The 18,560-nt window shown below is 70.8% G+C and carries 18 protein-coding genes; 14 read left to right on the top strand and 4 right to left on the bottom strand.

Annotated elements, in window-relative coordinates; translation table 11 throughout:
- Window positions 1-65: 65 nt before the first annotated feature.
- Window positions 66-677: a hypothetical protein gene (locus QSJ40_RS03490; RefSeq protein WP_006215018.1), complete on the bottom strand. Its 612-nt coding sequence runs from the start codon at window positions 675-677 to the stop codon at window positions 66-68.
- Window positions 674-1,558: a biotin--[acetyl-CoA-carboxylase] ligase gene (locus tag QSJ40_RS03485; protein WP_285728781.1), complete on the bottom strand. Its 885-nt coding sequence runs from the start codon at window positions 1,556-1,558 to the stop codon at window positions 674-676. The genes QSJ40_RS03490 and QSJ40_RS03485 overlap by 4 nt, the downstream gene beginning before the upstream one ends.
- Before the next feature lie 270 nt (window positions 1,559-1,828).
- On the opposite strand from QSJ40_RS03485, the gene QSJ40_RS03480 reads away from it, so the two are divergent.
- From QSJ40_RS03480 to QSJ40_RS03440, 9 genes are all read left to right on the top strand, one after another.
- Entirely contained in the window at window positions 1,829-2,113 is a 285-nt protein-coding gene (locus tag QSJ40_RS03480; protein ID WP_285728779.1) for a YciI family protein, read from the top strand.
- 187 nt (window positions 2,114-2,300) lie between these two features.
- Window positions 2,301-3,884: an acyl-CoA carboxylase subunit beta gene (locus tag QSJ40_RS03475; RefSeq protein ID WP_024290083.1), complete on the top strand. Its 1,584-nt coding sequence runs from the start codon at window positions 2,301-2,303 to the stop codon at window positions 3,882-3,884.
- Complete coding sequence (locus QSJ40_RS03470) at window positions 3,881-4,135, top strand: acyl-CoA carboxylase subunit epsilon (RefSeq protein ID WP_053447707.1); 255 nt, start codon at window positions 3,881-3,883, stop codon at window positions 4,133-4,135. Before QSJ40_RS03475 ends, QSJ40_RS03470 begins: the two co-directional genes overlap by 4 nt.
- A gap of 38 nt (window positions 4,136-4,173) precedes the next feature.
- On the top strand, window positions 4,174-5,931 hold the full coding sequence (locus tag QSJ40_RS03465) for a DUF885 domain-containing protein (RefSeq protein ID WP_285728775.1): 1,758 nt from the start codon (window positions 4,174-4,176) through the stop codon (window positions 5,929-5,931).
- Window positions 5,932-6,135: 204 nt separating this feature from the next.
- On the top strand, window positions 6,136-7,671 hold the full coding sequence (locus tag QSJ40_RS03460) for a dicarboxylate/amino acid:cation symporter (protein WP_285728773.1): 1,536 nt from the start codon (window positions 6,136-6,138) through the stop codon (window positions 7,669-7,671).
- A gap of 464 nt (window positions 7,672-8,135) precedes the next feature.
- The gene (gene exaC / locus QSJ40_RS03455; RefSeq protein ID WP_285728771.1) at window positions 8,136-9,659 is read left to right on the top strand and encodes an acetaldehyde dehydrogenase ExaC; all 1,524 of its coding nucleotides are present in this window, start codon (window positions 8,136-8,138) and stop codon (window positions 9,657-9,659) included.
- The gene (locus QSJ40_RS03450) at window positions 9,659-10,078 is read left to right on the top strand and encodes a DUF779 domain-containing protein (RefSeq protein WP_285728769.1); all 420 of its coding nucleotides are present in this window, start codon (window positions 9,659-9,661) and stop codon (window positions 10,076-10,078) included. Before exaC ends, QSJ40_RS03450 begins: the two co-directional genes overlap by 1 nt.
- A gap of 243 nt (window positions 10,079-10,321) precedes the next feature.
- Entirely contained in the window at window positions 10,322-11,356 is a 1,035-nt protein-coding gene (adhP, locus tag QSJ40_RS03445; protein WP_285728767.1) for an alcohol dehydrogenase AdhP, read from the top strand.
- Window positions 11,357-11,521: 165 nt separating this feature from the next.
- Window positions 11,522-11,947 (top strand): ChaB family protein, encoded by a 426-nt coding sequence (locus tag QSJ40_RS03440; RefSeq protein ID WP_285728764.1) that lies wholly within the window; start codon window positions 11,522-11,524, stop codon window positions 11,945-11,947.
- 23 nt (window positions 11,948-11,970) lie between these two features.
- On the opposite strand, the gene lplAB is transcribed toward QSJ40_RS03440, so the two are convergent.
- A complete protein-coding gene (lplAB, locus tag QSJ40_RS03435; RefSeq protein WP_278857513.1) occupies window positions 11,971-13,041 on the bottom strand; it encodes a lipoate-protein ligase LplAB in 1,071 nt (356 codons plus the stop codon).
- 273 nt (window positions 13,042-13,314) lie between these two features.
- Between lplAB and QSJ40_RS03430 the strand changes: the two genes are divergently transcribed.
- The 3 genes from QSJ40_RS03430 (at window position 13,315) to QSJ40_RS03420 (ending at window position 15,229) form a co-directional block, all read left to right on the top strand.
- On the top strand, window positions 13,315-13,953 hold the full coding sequence (locus QSJ40_RS03430) for a Maf family protein (protein WP_285728761.1): 639 nt from the start codon (window positions 13,315-13,317) through the stop codon (window positions 13,951-13,953).
- 132 nt (window positions 13,954-14,085) lie between these two features.
- Complete coding sequence (locus QSJ40_RS03425) at window positions 14,086-14,907, top strand: AzlC family ABC transporter permease (RefSeq protein ID WP_061711383.1); 822 nt, start codon at window positions 14,086-14,088, stop codon at window positions 14,905-14,907.
- A complete protein-coding gene (locus tag QSJ40_RS03420; RefSeq protein ID WP_285728755.1) occupies window positions 14,900-15,229 on the top strand; it encodes a branched-chain amino acid transporter permease in 330 nt (109 codons plus the stop codon). The genes QSJ40_RS03425 and QSJ40_RS03420 overlap by 8 nt, the downstream gene beginning before the upstream one ends.
- A gap of 12 nt (window positions 15,230-15,241) precedes the next feature.
- On the opposite strand, the gene QSJ40_RS03415 is transcribed toward QSJ40_RS03420, so the two are convergent.
- A complete protein-coding gene (locus QSJ40_RS03415) occupies window positions 15,242-15,991 on the bottom strand; it encodes a GAP family protein (RefSeq protein WP_285728753.1) in 750 nt (249 codons plus the stop codon).
- 137 nt (window positions 15,992-16,128) lie between these two features.
- Here QSJ40_RS03415 and QSJ40_RS03410 point away from each other — a divergent pair, with 137 nt between their 5' ends.
- Both QSJ40_RS03410 and QSJ40_RS03405 read left to right on the top strand, forming a co-directional pair.
- Window positions 16,129-17,478 (top strand): sensor histidine kinase, encoded by a 1,350-nt coding sequence (locus QSJ40_RS03410; protein ID WP_285728751.1) that lies wholly within the window; start codon window positions 16,129-16,131, stop codon window positions 17,476-17,478.
- Window positions 17,475-18,242 carry a response regulator gene (locus QSJ40_RS03405; protein WP_204782060.1) on the top strand — a complete coding sequence of 256 codons (768 nt, stop codon included), beginning with the start codon at window positions 17,475-17,477 and terminating at the stop codon, window positions 18,240-18,242. Before QSJ40_RS03410 ends, QSJ40_RS03405 begins: the two co-directional genes overlap by 4 nt.
- The last annotated feature ends 318 nt before the right edge of the window (window positions 18,243-18,560 follow it).

Genomic DNA, 18,560 nt, shown 5'->3' with positions numbered 1-18,560 from the left:
GGCCTCTGAGGCCGCGGCCGTGCACGTCGACGGGGTCGCGCGCCGGGCCGCTGTGCGCGGGCCGATCACCAGGCGGCCCCTGTGCTCGGCCCCGCCGGAGGATACCCGCCCGGGGCCTGGGGGCTCCACCCGTAGGCGGGTCCGGGGGTTCCGGGGCCCTGCTGACGACGGAAGCGGGCGGATTTCTCCTCGATCAGGCCGGCGAACTCCTGGACGCTCGGCGAGTGGCCCAGCCGCAGGATCCCCGCCTGCCCGAAGTCCGCACTCAGCGTGCCGATCCCGGCACCGCCCATGGGGCCGCGGGCGCGGCTGCCGTGCACGGACACGAGCCAGGCCAGCGGGATGCGCACTCCCCCGGACGGCGCCGACGGGCCCAGCAGCATCAGCCGCTGGTCCGTCAGCACGAAGCGGGTCCTGGCCCAGCGGATCACCGGGCGCAGCACAGCCAGCAGGATCACCAGGAGCAGCAGCAGAGTCACGACCCAGCCCAGGGCGGTGTGGACGGTCGTCCACGGCTGGTCCATGGGGCGCCAGCGGACCTCGAGCGCACGCTGGAGCAGCGAGTGCAGGAACACGGCGATCACGAGCACCGCCAGGGGGCGCCACAGCTTGCTGGCATGGGCCCGCGTGGAGACCACCACCTGCTCGCCGGGGCCGAGCTCGAGCCGTGAGCTCATGCTCGGTCTCCTTCCTCGATCGGGCGCAGATGCACCACGTCGGCGGCCGAGACGGCGGTGCGTCCGCCGTCGTGGTCGATCAGCAGCGCGCCCCGCTCGTCCAGGCCCACGGCCACTCCCTCGAGCGGGGCCTGCCCGCCGGGCAGCTCGGCGCGCACGCGCCGCCCGAGCGTGGACAGCAGCTGCTCGACGGCTGCGCGCAGCTCTCCGGGCCCGGTCAGCGATTCGGGGGATTCGGCGAAGAGGCGGTAGAGGGCGGTGAAGCGCTCGGCGATCTCCACGAGCAGGTCGCCGCGCGAGGCCTCCGATCCCTCGCCGCGCACGCTGGCAGCGCCCTCCGGGGCGACGGCCACGTTGAGCCCGGCGCCCAGCACGAGGGCCGGGGCGGGGCCGTCGTGGACCACGAGCGAGGCCAGCACGCCGCAGATCTTCCGGAAGCCGCTCCCGGTCTCCACGAGGACGTCGTTGGGCCACTTCAGGGAGGCCTCGATGCCCTGAGCGCGCAGGGTCTGGGCGATCGCCGCGGCCAGCAGCACGGTCAGCCAGGGGAAGCTCTGCGTCGGCAGCGGCACAGCCGTGGGACCGGAGCCGTGCGCGGGACGCAGCAGGAGGGAGAAGGTCAGGGCGTCGCCGGGTCCGGTGACCCACTTCCTGTCCAGGCGCCCGCGGCCCGCGGACTGGTGCTCGGCGGCCAGCAGGCTCAGATCGGGCAGCGGCTGTCCGCGACGGGCTGCACGCTGGGCCCGCTCCACCAGCTCGTCGTTGGTCGAGGGGATCTGCGGCAGGACCTCGAACGGCGAGCGCAGGACCTCCGCCAGCCGGTCGGTCTGGGCGTCGTCGAGCAGAGGGGCGGCCTGGGCCCGGGGGTCCGTGGGGGTCATCGTCGCTCCTGTCTCGGTCCTTGCCTCGTCCGCCGCTTCTTCCACCGCCGGGCGAGGCCGCGGGCGAGGCCCGTGCTGTCAGTGCCTCGGTCCACGAACCGCCCGGTGCCGACCACCCTTGGGCCGACATCCGCAGCGGGTTGCTCGTGGCGTCCGAGCGGCCCGCTATGTTCGTTTTATACACAGTAGTAGTCGGGCTCCCGGAGCGCCTGCAGGTGACTTCCGGGGAATCCACTGACTGCTCGCCGTCGACCATGACAGGAGAGCGCCATGGCGATCATCGCCGTCACCTACGTCTACGGCGGGGACCCGCAGGCCCTGACCGAGCACCGCCCGCGCCACCGCGACTTCCTGCGCGAGCTGCTCGCCGACGGCTCCCTGGTGCTCGCCGGCCCCTACGACGACGACCTTCCCGCCGGTGCCCTGCTGCTCATGCGCGCCGAGACCCCGGAGGCCGCGCTCGAGCTGCTGGCGCCCGATCCCCTCCTGGAGGTCGGCGTGATCACCGAGCGCACCGCCCGGCCGTGGAAGATCTCGATCGGCCAGCTCGGCTGATCCGACCCGGACGACGGGAAGATCCCGCACGGCCCTGCCGGAGCCCCTGATGTTGTAGATCCCCCACAACGGGTCTGCTCGCAGGCCCTCCCTAGACTGGCCTGCATCCCACCGCCCGCATGCTCCCGCCGCACTGGCCCATCGGCCGGCACGGCGCCCGAGCGCCCCGTATGAGCTCTGAGGTGCCATGACCCACGACCTGTCCACGACGGCGGGCAAGATCGCCGACTTCCGCGAGCGCCGAGAGCGCTCGTACGCCCCGGCCGGAGAGGCCGCCCTCGAGCGACAGCGCTCCCGCGGCAAGGGCACTGCGCGCGAGCGCGTGGACCAGCTGCTGGATCCGGGCTCGTTCGTGGAGTTCGACGCCCTGCGGGAGCACCGGAGCACCGCGTTCGGCATGGAGTCCAAGAAGTTCGCCGGCGACGGCGTGGTGACCGGCTACGGCACCGTCGACGGCCGACAGGTGGTCGTCTACTCGCAGGACTTCACGGTGCTGGGCGGGTCCCTGTCGGAGGCCAACGGCGAGAAGATCGTCAAGGCGCAGAAGTTCGCGCTGAGGAACGGCTGCCCGCTGATCGGCATCAACGACGGCGGCGGCGCCCGCATCCAGGAGGGCGTGGCGTCGCTGGCCATGTTCGCCGACATCTTCAACATGAACGTGCGGGCCTCGGGGGTCATCCCCCAGATCTCGCTGATCATGGGTCCGTGCGCCGGCGGTGCGGCCTACTCCCCCGCCCTGACCGACTACATCATCATGGTCGACCAGACCTCCCACATGTTCATCACCGGCCCGGACGTCATCAAGACGGTCACCGGCGAGGAGGTGGACATGGAGACCCTGGGCGGGGCCCGCCAGCACAACGAGGTCACCGGCACCGCCACCTATCTGGCCGAGGACGAGTCCGACGCCCTGGACTTCCTCCGGGAGCTGCTCGAGTTCCTGCCCTCGAACAACCTCGCCGAGGCGCCGCTGCTCGAGCACGACCAAGGCCCCGATCCGACCGAGGACGACCTCGCACTCGACGAGCTGATCCCGGACTCCGCGAACCAGCCGTACGACATGCGCGACGTCATCGCCGCCGTCGTCGACGACGGGCACTTCCTGGAGATGCAGGAGCTCTACGCGCCGTCGGTGATGATCGGCTACGCCCGCGTGGAGGGCCACACGATCGGCATCGTGGCGAATCAGCCTATGCAGTTCGCCGGCACCCTGGACATCGCCGCCTCGGAGAAGGCCGCGCGGTTCGTGCGCCACTGCGATGCCTTCAACATCCCGATCCTCACGCTCGTGGACGTCCCCGGCTTCCTGCCCGGCACGGACCAGGAGTTCAACGGCATCATCCGCCGCGGGGCCAAGCTTCTCTACGCCTACGCCGAGGCCACGGTCCCGCTGATCACCGTGATCACGCGCAAGGCCTACGGCGGCGCATACATCGTGATGGGCTCCAAGAAGCTCGGTGCGGACATCAACCTGGCCTGGCCCACGGCCCAGATCGGGGTCATGGGCGCTTCCGGAGCCGTGGAGATCCTCTACCGCCGCGACCTCAAGGCCGCCGCAGAGGCCGGCGAGGACGTCGAGGCCAAGCGCCAGGAGCTGATCACCCAGTACGAGGAGCACCTGCTCAACCCGTACCAGGCCACGCAGCTCGGCTACGTGGACGCGGTGATCGCCCCGTCCGAGACTCGCGAGAACATCGTGCGCGGCCTGCGCGGCCTGCGCGACAAGCGCGCCTCCACGCCCGCGAAGAAGCACGGGAACATCCCGCTGTGAGCGCCGAGCAGACGGACGCCCTGGGCACCGGGCAGGACGAGCAGCAGGCTCCCATGCTGAAGTTCGTGGGCGGGAACCCCACCCCGGAGGAGGTCGCGGCGGTCACCGCCGTGGTGCTCTCCGCCACCGCGGAGACAGAGACGGCCGCCGGCGGCACCGCTGGACGACGCGCCCAGAACCGCCGGGCCCGCCTCGGCCTGCGGCTGCGCCCCGGCCGCGGGGCCTGGCGGCGCACCCTGCCGTTCCGGTGACGTCGGGGCCGTTGCGCACCGCGGCCTAGACTCGGCCCATGGCTTCCGCATCCTCCGACTCCGCGTCCTCGCACCACGAGCAGGAGGCAGCGCAGCAGCCGCGTCGCCGCCCCACGCCGCTGGACGCCGTGGCCGAGGAGTACTTCCGCTCCATGCTGCGGCTGAATCCCGCGTGGGCCATCGAGCTGGGCGCCCCCGACCACGGCTGGGGCTACCGCGACGTGAGCCCCGAGGGCCTGTCGGCGGAGTACGACGTCACCCGCGCGGCGGCCGCCGCACTGGCGCGCACCGAACCCGTCGACGACGTCGACCACGTGACCGCCCACGCCTTGGACTCGCAGCTGAGCCTGGACACCCGCCTGCACGAGGCCGGGCTGGACGGATCGCGCATCAACAACATCTCCTCCCCCGTGCAGAAGATCCGCGAGGCCTTCGACAATCTGCCCAAGTACACGGAGCAGGACTGGGAGGTCATCGAGCGTCAGCTGCGCTGCGTGCCCGAGGCCGTGGACTCCGCGATCGTCGCAGCACGCCACCAGCAGGCCCACGGGCCGGTCACCGCCGCGGCACAGCTGGCCAACGCCGCTTCGCTGGCCGACGGCTATGCCTCCGCGAACGGGTCCTTCATGAACCTGTCCCGCTCCTCCCGGGTGACCCAGCTGCCTCCCGAGCTTCGACGCAGCGTCTACTCGGGCGTCGATCGGGCCCGTCAGGCCTACGTGCGCTTCGCCGACGAGCTGCGCGAGCTGAGCCGCGAGGCGCCCGAGGAGATGGCGGTCGGACCCGAGGAGTACCGGCTGCGCCTGCGGCAGTTCACGGGACTGAGCCCCGATCTGGCCCAGACCTACGAGTGGGGCATCGACCTGCTGCAGCGCATCGTGGCCGAGATGAGCGCGACCGCCGAGCGGATCCTCCCGGACCACGCCGGCGACGACCGGATCCAGGCGGCCATGGACGCCCTGGACGAGGATCCCCACCGCCAGCTGCACGGCCGCCACCAGCTGCTGACCTGGATGCAGGGCGTGAGCACCCACGCCATGGACGCCCTGTCCGGAAGCCACTTCGAGATCAGCGACGAGATGCGCCGTCTCGAGTGCCGGATCGCACCCACCTCCGACGGCGGCATCTACTACACGCCGCCCTCGGCCGACTTCCGCCGTCCCGGGCGGATGTGGTGGTCGGTGCCGGAGGGCAAGGAGGTGTTCCGCACCTGGGGCGAGCGCACGACCGTCTACCACGAGGGCGTCCCCGGGCATCATCTGCAGTTCTCGCACGTGGTCGCCCACGCGCAGGAGCTCAACCTGTGGCGCCGGCTCGGACTGTGGGTCTCCGGGCACGGCGAGGGCTGGGCGCTGTACGCGGAGCGCCTGATGTCCGAGCTGGGGTTCTTCGAGGACGACGGCGACCGCATGGGCATGCTCAATGCGCAGCGGATGCGCGCGGCCCGCGTCGTCTTCGACATCGGCTTCCACTGCGGGTTCACGATCCCGGGGCGCCTCGGCGACATCCTGGGCGGAGCCGAGCCGGGCCGGGCCTGGACGCCGGAAGACGGCTGGGCGTTCCTGCGCCGCAACATCGTGATGGACCCGGACAGCCTGCGCTTCGAGTGGATGCGCTACATGGGCTGGCCGGGTCAGGCGCCGTCGTACTCGCTGGGGATGGAGGCCTGGGAGCGCTCGCGCCACCATGCGGCCGCCCAGGCCGGTGCGGACTTCGATCTCGCCCGCTTCCACTCCCGCGCCCTGGGCATCGGCTCCGTGGGTCTGGACACCCTGGACTACGCGCTGAGCCTGTAGGCCGTACCCCGTCGCGCCGACGTGCCTCCGTGCACGGATAGCGCGACGTCGCGCACGCAGGCACGGCAGATGAGGCGCGAGGTCAACGCACCGCGCGGAGCTGGTGTTCCCCTGGGAGTCGGTGGGGAACATCACCGGGATTTCGCGTAACAGACTGTCATATTCCCTCGCGCGACTTGCATCGAGCGTCCTAGCCTTTCATGCATGTCCACCTCGTCCTCCGCGGCAGAGTCCCGCACCGCCAGCGCGCCCGAGCACGACGGATCCCGTCGTCGTCTCCCCGCCCTCCTGTCCAACTTCTCCTTCCAGGTCATCGCGGCCCTGGTCCTGGGTCTGATCCTGGGCCTGATCGCCCGAGCCATCGGCGGCGATCCCGAGACCTCGCCGAACGCCCTGATGTCGGTGCTCGACATCATCGGCAGCACCTACGTCACGATCCTCAAGGCGGCCGTGGTGCCGCTGGTGGTCACGGCCGTGATCGCCTCGATCGCCAACCTGGATCAGGTCACCAACGCCGCCCGCCTGGCGTGGAAGACCCTGCTGTGGTTCTGCATCACCGCGCTGATCTCCGTGGTGATCGGCATGGTCCTGGGCGTCGTCGTCCAGCCCGGGTCGAACCAGTCGATCGAGGCTCCCACCGAGCCCTACTCCGGCACCGAGGGCTCCTGGCTGGGCTTCCTGCAGTCGATCGTGCCGGTGAACTTCCTGGGCCTGGGCGTGGACGCCGAGCTCACCGACTCCGGAGCGATCGACGCCGCCGCCAGCTTCAACATCCTGCAGATCCTGGTGATCTCCATGGTCGTGGGCATCGCCGCGCTGAAGGTCGGCGAGCCGGCCAAGCCCTTCCTGGACGTCATCCGCTCGCTGCTGGCGATCGTGCAGAAGGTGCTGTGGTGGATCATCCGCCTGGCTCCGATCGGCACGCTGGGCCTGATCGGACGCGCCGTCTTCGAGTACGGCTGGACCTCCATGGGCTCGCTGGCTGTGTTCGTCGTGACCCTCTACGTGGGCCTGGCCCTCGTGCTGTTCGGCGTCTACCCGCTGCTCATGCGCCTGAACGGGCTGAGCATCCGGCAGTGGCTCTCCGGCGCCTGGCCCGCCATCCAGATGGGCTTCGTCTCGCGTTCATCGCTGGGCACCATGCCGCTGACGCAGCGCGTGAGCGAGCGCAACCTGGGAGTGCCCTCCAGCTACGCGTCGTTCGCGATCCCGCTGGGCGCCACCACCAAGATGGACGGCTGCGCGGCGGTCTACCCCGCACTGGCGGCGATCTTCGTGGCGCAGTTCTACGACGTCCCCCTGGAGCCCATCCACTTCGTGCTGATCGCGCTGGTCTCCGTGCTGGGCTCGGCGGCCACCGCCGGGACCACGGGCGCGACGGTCATGCTGACCCTGACGCTGTCCACCCTGGGCCTTCCGCTGGCCGGCGTGGGTCTGCTGCTGGCGATCGAGCCGATCATCGACATGGGCCGCACCGCCACGAACGTGGCAGGTCAGACGGTCGTGGCCGCGATCGTCGCCAAGCGCGAGGGCATCCTGGACCGCGGGCTCTACGACGCCCCCCGCAGCGGCGGCGACCCGTTCGTCGAGGAGACGACCTCCTCGCAGCAGGCCGTCGCAGCTTCGGACCAGCCCGGCGACGCCGAGGCCCGCATCCCCGACGAGGACGCCTCCGCACACCGGGCCACCGCCCCCGATTCGGCCGCGGCACACGGCTCCGGTCGGGCCTCGCAGGCCTGACTCCCCCTTCCGGGACTCGCCAGGGCTCACCGCTTCCGGGAACCCCCGGCCGGACGACGACGGCGGGCATCTCCTTCTGCAGGAGATGCCCGCCGTCGTCGCATGTCCACGCTCGTCGAGATCCCGCTTCCGTGCACGCGTGGCGCCGAGATCCCGCTTCCATGCGCTGAATCGCGGAATCCGCGCACGGAAGCGGGATCTCGGAGAGGTCGGTGCATTTCAGCGCGATCTCGGCGCAGGGAGCTGGGCAGGTCAGTCCGCCGAGCGCCGTGCACCGCGGATCTGACGCCGGCTCCGCCTCGTGACCAGGCCCGCTCCCGTCACAGCCAGGCAACTGACTCCGAACCTGCGTCATGTCCTGGCGACCCGTCGGCTCGGGATCTACAGTGTGGAAATGTGCTGCAGATCACATCGGCGATGCCTCGTCGTCGCGCAGCCCACCGCGAGAGTCGAAGGAGCCTCCCATGACGGTCTACGCCCACCCCGGACAGCCCGATGCCAAGGTCGAGTTCAAGTCCCGCTACGAGCACTTCATCGGCGGGAAGTGGACCCCGCCGGTCAAGGGCCAGTACTTCGAGGACATCACCCCGGTGACCGGCAGGGCCTTCGCGGAGGTCGGCCGCGGCACCGCTGAGGACATCGAGGCCGCGCTCGACGCCGCCTGGGCCGCCGCCCCGTCCTGGAACGCCTCCACCCCGACCCAGCGCGCTCTGATGCTCAACCGCATCGCGGACCGCATGGAGGAGAACCTCGAGAAGATCGCCGTGGCGGAGACCTGGGACAACGGCAAGCCGGTGCGCGAGTGCCTCAACGCCGACATCCCGCTGGCCATCGACCACTTCCGCTACTTCGCCGGCGCGATCCGCGCGCAGGAGGGCTCGCTGTCCCAGCTCGACGAGGACACGGTCGCCTACCACTTCCATGAGCCGCTGGGCGTCGTGGGCCAGATCATCCCCTGGAACTTCCCCATCCTCATGGGCGTGTGGAAGCTGGCTCCGGCCCTGGCCGCTGGCAACTGCGTGGTCCTCAAGCCCGCCGAGCAGACCCCGGTCTCGCTGCTGGTCGTGATGGAGCTGATCCAGGACCTCGTGCCGGACGGCGTCATCAACATCGTCAACGGCTTCGGCGTGGAGTGCGGCAAGCCGCTGGCGTCGAACCCGCGCATCCGCAAGATCGCGTTCACCGGCGAGACCACCACCGGCCGGCTGATCATGCAGTACGCCTCCGAGAACATCATCCCGGTGACGCTGGAGCTCGGCGGCAAGTCGCCGAACATCTTCTTCGAGGACATCGCCCAGGAGAAGGACGGCTTCTACGACAAGGCGCTGGAGGGCTTCGCGTTCTTCGGGCTCAACCAGGGCGAGGTCTGCACCTGCCCGTCGCGCGCGCTCGTGCAGAAGTCCATCTACGACGAGTTCGTGGCCGCCGGCGTGGAGCGCGTCGAGAAGATGGTGCAGGGCGATCCGCTGGACACCGACACCATGGTGGGAGCGCAGGCCTCGACCGATCAGCTCGAGAAGATCGTCTCCTACCTGGACATCGGCAAGAAGGAGGGTGCGGAGGTGCTCACCGGCGGCGAGCGCCTGGAGCTGCCCGGCGATCTGGCCGACGGCTACTACGTCAAGCCCACGATCTTCGCCGGCACCAACGACATGCGGATCTTCCAGGAGGAGATCTTCGGGCCGGTGCTGTCGCTGACGTCGTTCCAGGACTACGACGACGCCATCTCGATCGCCAACGACACCCTCTACGGGCTGGGCGCCGGCGTCTGGGCCCGCAGCGCCAATACCTGCTATCGCGCCGGTCGCGCCATCCAGGCCGGTCGCGTGTGGGTGAACCAGTACCACAACTACCCGGCGCACTCGGCCTTCGGCGGGTACAAGTCCTCGGGCATCGGGCGGGAGAACCACCTGATGATGCTGGATCACTATCAGCAGACCAAGAACATGCTGGTCTCGTACTCCGAGAAGGCGCAGGGCTTCTTCTGATGGGCGCGCAGGACGAGCCGGACGTCGCCCTGCAGGCACGACCCGGACCGGAGGACGACGTCGCGCGCGTGGGCTACACCCAGGCCGCAGTCGAGCTGCTGCGGGAGCTGTGGGGCGTCCACGGGCCGCTGATGCTCCATCAGTCCGGCGGGTGCTGCGACGGCTCCGCGCCCATGTGCTTCCCGGTCGGCGAGTTCCGCACGGGAGGCGCGGACGTCCTGCTGGGCACCGCAACGCTCGACGACGCCTCCGGGGAGGAGCTCGGCGAGCTGGAGCTGTGGATCTCGCGCGAGCAGTTCGGGGCGTGGAAGCACACTCGGCTGCTCATCGACGCGGTGCCCGGGCGCGGCTCCGGGTTCTCGCTCGAGGCGCCGCTGGGCCGGCGCTTCCTCACACGAAGCGACCTCTGCGCGGTCTGAGGGCTGCGCAGCCCCAGGGGCGGCGTCGGATCGACGCTTCCGTGCACCTGATGAACCGATCCGGTGCACGGAAGCGTCGACCCGACGGTCGCCCTCCCCCGTCACCCACACCAAGACCGAGACCGAGAAGACGACCGCGGGCATCGAGACCCGCGAAAGGCGCGGAGGCGCCGTCGTCGCACATGAGAGGGCTCCGAGACCGACGGACGGCCTGGGGCCAGCACCGAGAGGATCTGAAGGATCATGACGGATTCCACCACCGAGAAGATGTCCGCTGCGGTCGTGACCGCCTTCGGCGAGGACCTCGAGATCGAGGACCTGCCCCTGCCCGAGCCGGGGCGCGACCAGGCCCTCGTACGGCTGATCGCCTCCGGCGTCTGCCACACGGACCTGCACGCCGTGCACGGCGACTGGCCCGTCAAGCCCGAGCCGCCCTTCGTCCCGGGCCACGAGGGCGTGGGCGAGGTCGTCGCCGTCGGCGAGGGCGTCACCCGCGTGTCCGTCGGCGACCTCGTGGGCAATGCCTGGCTGTGGAGCGCGTGCGGGGAATGCCAGCACTGCCAGGAGGGCTGGGAGACGCTGTGCGAGAACCAGGTCAACGGCGGCTACAGCATGAACGGCTCCTTCGGGCAGTACATGCTCGTGGACGCCCGCTACTGCCCGCTGATCCCGGAGGGAGCCGATCCCTTCGAGATCGCCCCGGTGCTGTGCGCCGGTGTCACGGTCTACAAGGGGCTCAAGGTGACGGGGGTGCGCCCCGGCCAGTGGGTCGTGATCTCCGGAGTCGGCGGCCTGGGCCATATCGCCGTGCAGTACGCGGTGGCCATGGGCATGCGCGTGATCGCGGTCGACGTCGCCGATGACAAGCTCGCCCTCGCCGAGCGCCACGGCGCCGAGATCACCATCAACGCCATGGGCCCGGACCCCGCCGAGGCCATCCAGGAGGCCGTCGGCGGAGCTCACGGAGTCCTGGTGACGGCGGTGCACCCGGATGCCTTCGGCCAGGCCATCGGCATGGTCCGCCGCGGCGGGACCATCGTGTTCAACGGCCTGCCGCCAGGCGACTTCCCGGCCCCGATCTTCGACATCGTGCTCAAGGGGCTGACCATCCGCGGCTCGATCGTCGGCACCCGCAGGGACATGGAGGAGGCCCTGGAGTTCTACTCCCGCGGTCTGATCCACCCGACGTTCAGCAAGCGCCCGCTGAACGAGATCAACGAGGTCCTGGACGAGATGGACCACGGGAAGATCGAGGGCCGCGTGGTGCTCGAGTACTGAGTCGGCATCCGTTCACCGCAGACTCCCCGACGACGCCTCCGCGCCTCGATCCTCCCCGGGCCGGCACGGGGGCGTCGTCGTGCCTGGGCGACGTCGCCCGGAACCGTCGTGCTGTCGCGTCCGAGTTCCTATGCTTGCTGATGAACGACCCTCAAGGAGGCAGCCATGAGCCCGACCAGCAATGCCGACAAGCCCGCCGAGCGCGAGGAGATCCCCTCCACGCTCGAGCGCTCCGATCAGAAGGCGCAGGACACCTACGCCGCAGCGCTCGAGAACGCGCGCGAGGAGTACGGCTCCGGAGCCCGCGCGCACCAGACGGCCTGGGCGGCGGTGAAGCGCACCCATGAGAAGGTCGGCGACCACTGGGAGCCCAAGGACGAGAACGGCCCGTCGGACGAGCGCTCCGAGAACGGCGGGCGCACCGGCGGTGAGTCCGCAGGCGGCGTCGACGCCAACGCGACCAAGGACCACCTCTACGAGGTCGCCCAGCGCCTGGAGATCGAGGGCCGCTCGGAGATGACCAAGGACGAGCTCGTCGAGGCCATCCAGAAGGCGAACGACCGCAAGACCGCCCAGGCCCGCGAAGACTGAATCCCGGTCGCCGGGTCAGGGCATCACGGGACCCGCAGCGTCCACTCGTCGGTGCCGAACTTCTCGTCCACGAGCTCCTTCGCACGGGCGAGCTCCTGGTCGGTGTAGTCGCCCTCGTGCGAGCGGTAGTGCGACAGGAAGTAGGAGCGGAAGGACTCGATGATGTCCGCCCGCGCCATGCCGGTCTGGCTGCGCATGGGGTCCACGCGCTTCTTGGCGGACTTGATCCCCTTGTCGGAGAGCTTCTCGCGTCCGATGCGCAGGACCTGCAGCATCTTGTCGGCGTCGATGTCGTAGCTCATGGTCACGTGGTGCAGCAGGGTGCCGTCAGCGAACCGGCGCTGGGCCGCCCCGCCGATCTTGCCCTGCGGGGTGGCGATGTCGTTGAGCGGGACGTAGTGCGCCTCCACGCCGATCTCCTGCAGCGCCCCGAGCACCCACTCGTCCAGGAAGGCGTAGGCACGCTCGTTGCTCAGGCCCTCGACCAGGCTGGCGGGCACGATCAGCGAGTAGGTGACGCAGTTGCCGGGCTCCATGAACATGGCGCCGCCTCCGGTGATGCGCCGCGTGACGCCCACCTCCAGCTCCCGAGCCGCCTCGGAATCGATCTCGTTGCGCACCGACTGATACGAGCCGATGACCACCAGGGCGTCGTTCCAGTCCCAGAAGCGCAGCACCGGACCGCGACGGCCGGCGGCGAGCTCCTCCGACAAGACCTGATCCAGCGCCACGTGCTCGGCCGGCGGCAGGGTCTTCATGCCGATGACCTCGATGTCGAGATCGTCCCAGGACACCGCCGCGCCCACCGCGCGCCGGGCGGCGATCCCCACGGCCTCGGTCGTGAAGCCGATCAGCTCGACACCGCCGTCGCGCCGGTCCAGCGCCGCCTGGATCGCCGCGGCGATCTCGGCCACCGACGACGACGCGGGCAGCCCGTTCAGCGCATCCGTGAGGTCTTCGAGGGCGTCGTCGGGCTCCAGGAAGAAGTCGCCCGAGACCACGGCGTCGCGGAAGACCGCGTCGTCTCCGTCGCCGTCGACCTCCAGATCGACCACGACCAGCTTCCCGCCGCGGACCTTGTACTCACCGTGCATGACTGAACCTGCCTCTCCGAGCCCGCTCGAGTCTCCGGGCTCTCGACGTGTGCTGCCAGCCTGGCCCAGGGAGGTCTTCCTCGCCAGGGATCTTCGCCACCCGCCGAACTGACGCCTCCCTGCAGGATCCGTGCCGAGTCGACGCCCACCCGCGCCATTCGGGCCAATCGGCGCAGGGAAGCGTGAGTTCGGCATCGGCGATGCGGGTCGACCGCGACCGCTCACGCCGACGCACGGGAAAGCACCTTCCCAGAGCCTCCTACAGTGGGGACCATGACCGACCCGATCCTGCTGCTGGCCTCCACCTCGCCGTCGCGCGCCAAGCTGCTGCGCGATTCCGGCATCGCCTTCGACCAGCTCGGCTCCGAGGTGGACGAGGACGCCGTCGTGTCCGAGGCCGGACTCACCGAGCCGTCGGAGATCGCGCTGGCTCTGGCGCGAGCCAAGTGCGAGGCCGTCGCCGCTCTCCCCCAGGCGGCCGGGCGGCTGGTCATCGGCTGCGACTCGGTCTTCGAGCTCGACGGCCAGCCCCTGGGCAAGCCGTACACCGCAGCGGTCGCCCGCGAGCGCATCGGGCAGATGCGGGGACGCACAGGGCACCTGCACACCGGTCACTGGCTGATCGACACCCGCAGCCCCGACGACGGCGGCACCGGGCTCAGCGGAGGCGCCCTGGCCGGGGCGGATGTGACCTTCGCGGCGATGACCGACGACGAGATCGCCGCCTACGTGGACACCGAGGAGCCCCTGTGGGTGGCCGGTTCCTTCACCCTGGACGGGTACGGCGCAGCCTTCATCGAGCGCGTCGACGGGGATCTGCACGCGGTGATCGGGCTGTCGATCAACACCCTGCGGCAGCTGGCTGGACGAGCCGGCGTCCCGGTGCGGCGGCTGTGGGGGCGCGAGGCCTGAGCCGCGGCACAGCCGACGATCGCACCAAGCGCACCGCTGCGTCGAGGGCACGGCCGCGAGCGCTCCAGCACCTGCATCGGACCGGCTCCCGGGAGGCGGTCGTCGTGGTCTGCCCACGGCTAAACTCTCCTGATGACCTCCTCCCGCGGCGCTTCGGAACAGCCGCCCGACCCGCACGCCGGTGCCCGGACCGACGGCATCCGCGAGCAGCTGCGCCTCGGCTGGCTGACGGGTCTGCCTGCCGGGGCGGCGGTGATCCCCGTGGGGCTGGCCTTCGGCGTGCTGGTCATCCAGTACGGCCTGCCCTGGTGGGTCGCGCCGCTGCTGTCTGGAATCGTGTTCGCCGGCTCGATCGAGTTCCTGCTCGCCGGGCTGCTGGCCGCAGGAGCCCCGCTGGTCCAGATCGCGCTGACCGCGCTGATCGTCAACTTCCGCCACGCGTTCTACGCGCTGACGTTCCCCCTGCACCGCATCCGCAGCATCCCCGGGAAGACCTACGGCACCTTCGCCCTGACCGATGAGGCCTTCGCCCTCACCTCCGGTCGCGAAGCGCAGCGCTGGTCCGGCACGCGCATCCTGACGCTGGAGGGGACCTTCCAGCTGTTCTGGGTCGCGAGCTCGACCGCCGGCGCTCTGCTGGGCTCGCTGATCCCGCCGTGGATCAAGGGGCTGGACTTCGCGATGACGGCGCTGTTCGTCGTCCTGGCGATCGACGCCTACAAGGCCCGCCGGTCCCTCCCCCAGCCTGTGATCGCGGTGGGCATCGGGCTGGTCAGCGCCGCGCTGTTCGGTGCGAACATGCTGGCCCCTGCCATGGGCGCCTACGTCCTCGTGCTGATCATCGGCTACCTCATCAGCCGTGCTCGCGGGCGGGAGCTGCCGCGCACGGGCGAGCTGGACGTGGTCGATCCCGACGATGGCACGACGGCCGGGCAGGAGCCGCGAGATGTCTGAGCCGAGCTACATCCTGGCCGCCGTGGGCGTGGCCGCGGGCATCACCTGGGCCCTGCGGGCGCTGCCGTTCGCCGTGCTGGCCCCGCTGCAGGAGTCCCGGCTGCTGCCCTACATCGGCGACCGGCTGGGCGTGGGCGTGATGATCATCCTGGTGATCTACACCCTCGAGGACCTGGACCTGGTCTCGCCGAGCGTCTCCGTCCCGGCGGCGATCGCGCTGGCGGTGACCATCGGACTGCACCTATGGCGCGGGAACATGATCCTGTCCCTGCTGGTCGGCACGCTCACCCACGTGGTGCTGGCGTCACTGTGGCAGGCCTGAGGCCGGCCCGGCTCACCACAGCTGCCCCACACCGCGCACCAGCAGGATCACGCCGACGATCCCCAGCCCCCAGGCCGCGGCATCCGGTGCGGTGCGCACCGCCAGCTCCCGCACCGACGACAGCGGACAACTCGCCCGCTCCCCCAGGGCCAGTCGTCCCAGCGCGAGCAGCGCCGCCGGCAGCACCATGACCGCGCAGTACAGCCCCAGCACGATCCCCGAGGCCACCGGCCCCAGGTCGTAGCGCCCGATCCCAGCCATCGCCGCGAGATACGGGATCATGGTGGCGGCCTCGACCAGCCCGGCCGCCATGGCCAGCAGGCCCACTCCGCGCCAGCTTCCGGCCACGCGATCGGCCCGGTCGATCCACCGCCTCATGGAGGCTTGGGGGTCGCCCCCGCGCTTGCGCACCTGCTCCGGATCCAGCCACCAGCTCAGCCACGCCAGTCCTGCGCCGAGCACCACCAGGACCACCGCCCCGGGGCGCTGCTCGAGCAGCTGTCCGAGCGGAGCCAGCGTCGCCTGGAGCCCCGCCAGCAGGACGAGTCCCAGCATCCAGTAGAAGACGGCGATGACCGCCAGATAGGCCAGCACTCGCAGCGCGATCCCCCGCGCGCTGACGCCTCGCGATCTGCCGCTCATCAGCAGCAGGACCGCTGGCAGGGCCAGGGTCCCCATGCTGGTGGCATCCAGCAGGGCCAGCCCGGTGAGCACCATCTGGTCGCCGCTGCTGATGGTCGTGAGCTCTCGCATCGCATCCATGGCAACCAGCCTCGCGAGCACGGCCGTGTGCGGGCATCGGCCGTCGGGGGCATCTTCCACGCGGGGCGCCTGGACTTTCGGGGGAGATCTCACCACGACATCCCCGCGGCGCGCGGCGCTCGTATAGCGTGAGCGCCATGACCACCGCCGAGCCCCGCACCGCGGAGTGGCTCGAGCCAGGAGCTGAGCCGCCGCCCGAGCATCAGACAGCCGCAAAGAGCACGTCCCGGCCTGCGGGCCTGGCTGTGCGTCGACGCGACGTCGCGGTCGCCTGCGCGTATGCACTGCTCGCCGTCCTGGCGCAGCTTCTGCTGCCTTTCGAACCCGCCACCCGCGTGCTCGGCATGCCCGTGCCCGGCTGGACGGGGCTCGCACTCCAGCTCACGGCGGCCGCCGCTCTGGTCCTGCGCACGACCAGACCATGGGTCGTCCTGCTGGTCACCGCCCCGGCTGCAGCCGCGTCGGTCGGCCTCGACGCCGGCCCTGTCTCCGCCCTGCTGCTCTTCGAAGCGATCTTCACCTCTGTCCACTACGGCTCACGTCGCCTCCATCGACTCACGAGCATCCTGTGCCTGGGCGCGACGGCCGCAGCTCTTCTGGCCGCACTGGCCCTGCCCGAGCACCGTGAGCTGTGGACGCAGCTGGTCGTGATGGCCGGCGTCGTGCTGATCCTGCCGCTGCTGTGGGCCGGGGAGGTCCGCGGTCATCAGGAGGCCCGAGCCCAGGCCGAGCGGGCGGCGGAGGCGGAGCGGGAGACGGCCGCTCGTCAGCTGGAGCTCGAGCAAGCGCGCGCCGCGCTGCGCCTCCAGGAGCAGCGCACGCACCTGGCCCAGGAGCTGCACGACGGGGTGACCGGGCACCTATCGGCCGTCGCCCTGCAGACCGGCGCGCTGCGATCGAGCTCGGCCCTGCGCCAGGACCCCGCGGCGCTGGAGCGCTCCCTCGAGGTCGTGCGCACCAGCGCAGTGGAGGCCATGGCCGACATGCGGCGGCTCATCGACGTCCTGCGCACGGATGAGCCCGCCGATGACGACAGCGCTTCCTGGGATGGGCTCAGCGCTCGGCTGCGCGCCCTGCGACCGGAGGCCACGATCGACGTCCATCCCGCAGCAGCGGCACGACTCGACGCCGCCGGGCTCAGCGGGCAGGCGCTGCGCATCGGCCAGGAGGCGGTCACGAACGTGCTCAAGCACGCCGGACCGGGCCCTGCGTCGCTCCTGCTGACGGACGACGACGGCCGCGTCGTGCTGGAGATCCGCTCGCCCCTGGCCGACCATGCCGTGGCCGACGACGGCTCCGGGATCGGCCTGCCCTCGATGCTCCGACGCGCTCGGGAGACCGGCGGGAAGCTGGAAGCCGGTCCGGTCGACGAGCGGACCTGGCACGTGCGCGCGTGCTGGGACGCGCACACGCTCGCATCGGGATCGTCGGAGATGGCGGCCGGACCGACGGAGCCTCACCGACGTGCAGAGGAGCCCGCCCGGTGACCACCGTCGTCCTGGCCGATGACCACGCCGCCATCCGCGCCGGTGTCCGCCTGATCCTGGAGACCGCGCAGCCGCCGATCCGCGTGGTGGGCGAGGCGAGCACGGCGCAGGATGCGCTCGAGCTCGCTGCGCGCGCCCGCCCGGATGTCGTGCTGCTCGACGTCCGCATGCCCGGGGCGAGCGGGCTCACCGTGATCGAGGCCCTGCGCGGCACGGGCGCTGCGATCGTCATGCTGACGTCGTTCGCCCTGGACGACTACGTGCTGGCCGCCCTGCGTGCAGGGGCCGCAGGCTTCCTGGTCAAGACGGCCGAGCCGTCCGAGATCGTCGCCGCAGTGCAGCGCGTGGCGGCAGGCGATGCGGCGCTGTCGCCGGAGGTGATGCGCACCGTGATCGACAGGGCCATCGCCCAGCCGGACGGATCAGGGCAGGCGGAAGATCCGCAGCCTGCGGGGCCTCCCGGGCACACGCAGGCCACGAGCGCACCGATCTCGGCGCAGGCGTCGTCGGTTCGGACGGCAGCGTCTGAGCAGCGGGCTGCCGCGCCGGCGTCGGGCGCATCGGGCTTCACCGAACCGCTGACCGGACGCGAGCGGGAGGTCCTGCGTCTGCTGGCCCAGGGGCTGAGCAATCAGCAGATCGCCGCGCGGCTCGTCGTGGCGGAGTCGACCGTCAAGACCCACGTCTCGCACGTGCTCGCCAAACTGGGGGCCGCCTCGCGGGTGCAGGCCGCGCTGTGGTGGGGCCGTCACGGCGAAGGATGACGCCCCCGCGACCGTCCCTTGTTGTGCGAACGGCACAGCCCCGCTGACGCAGTCTGATGACCCGCCCGAGCCGTGCAGAGCGCGATCTCGGTGCCGTCGGCCCGTCGTCGGCGTGCCGCACTCCCACCGGACCGCCCACGTCAGAGCCCGCACGCACAGGAGACGTCCTGCCCCGGAAGCCGCCCCTGGCTACACTCGAGGCCATCTCATGTGCGCATGCCGCACGGGCTGAAGGAGCCAGCCTCGGCACCGCCAGCTTTGTCGATCCCCTACATCTCGATCCGCGGGCAGATGTGATCGAATGAGCGTCTGATCCGC

Origin of the sequence: Kocuria sp. NBRC 114282 (genome assembly GCF_030268385.1) — a bacterium.
Classification (GTDB): domain Bacteria; phylum Actinomycetota; class Actinomycetes; order Actinomycetales; family Micrococcaceae; genus Kocuria; species Kocuria palustris.
The sequence above is the reverse complement of the archived record's forward strand: the minus strand, read 5'-3'. Positions and strand labels throughout refer to the sequence as shown.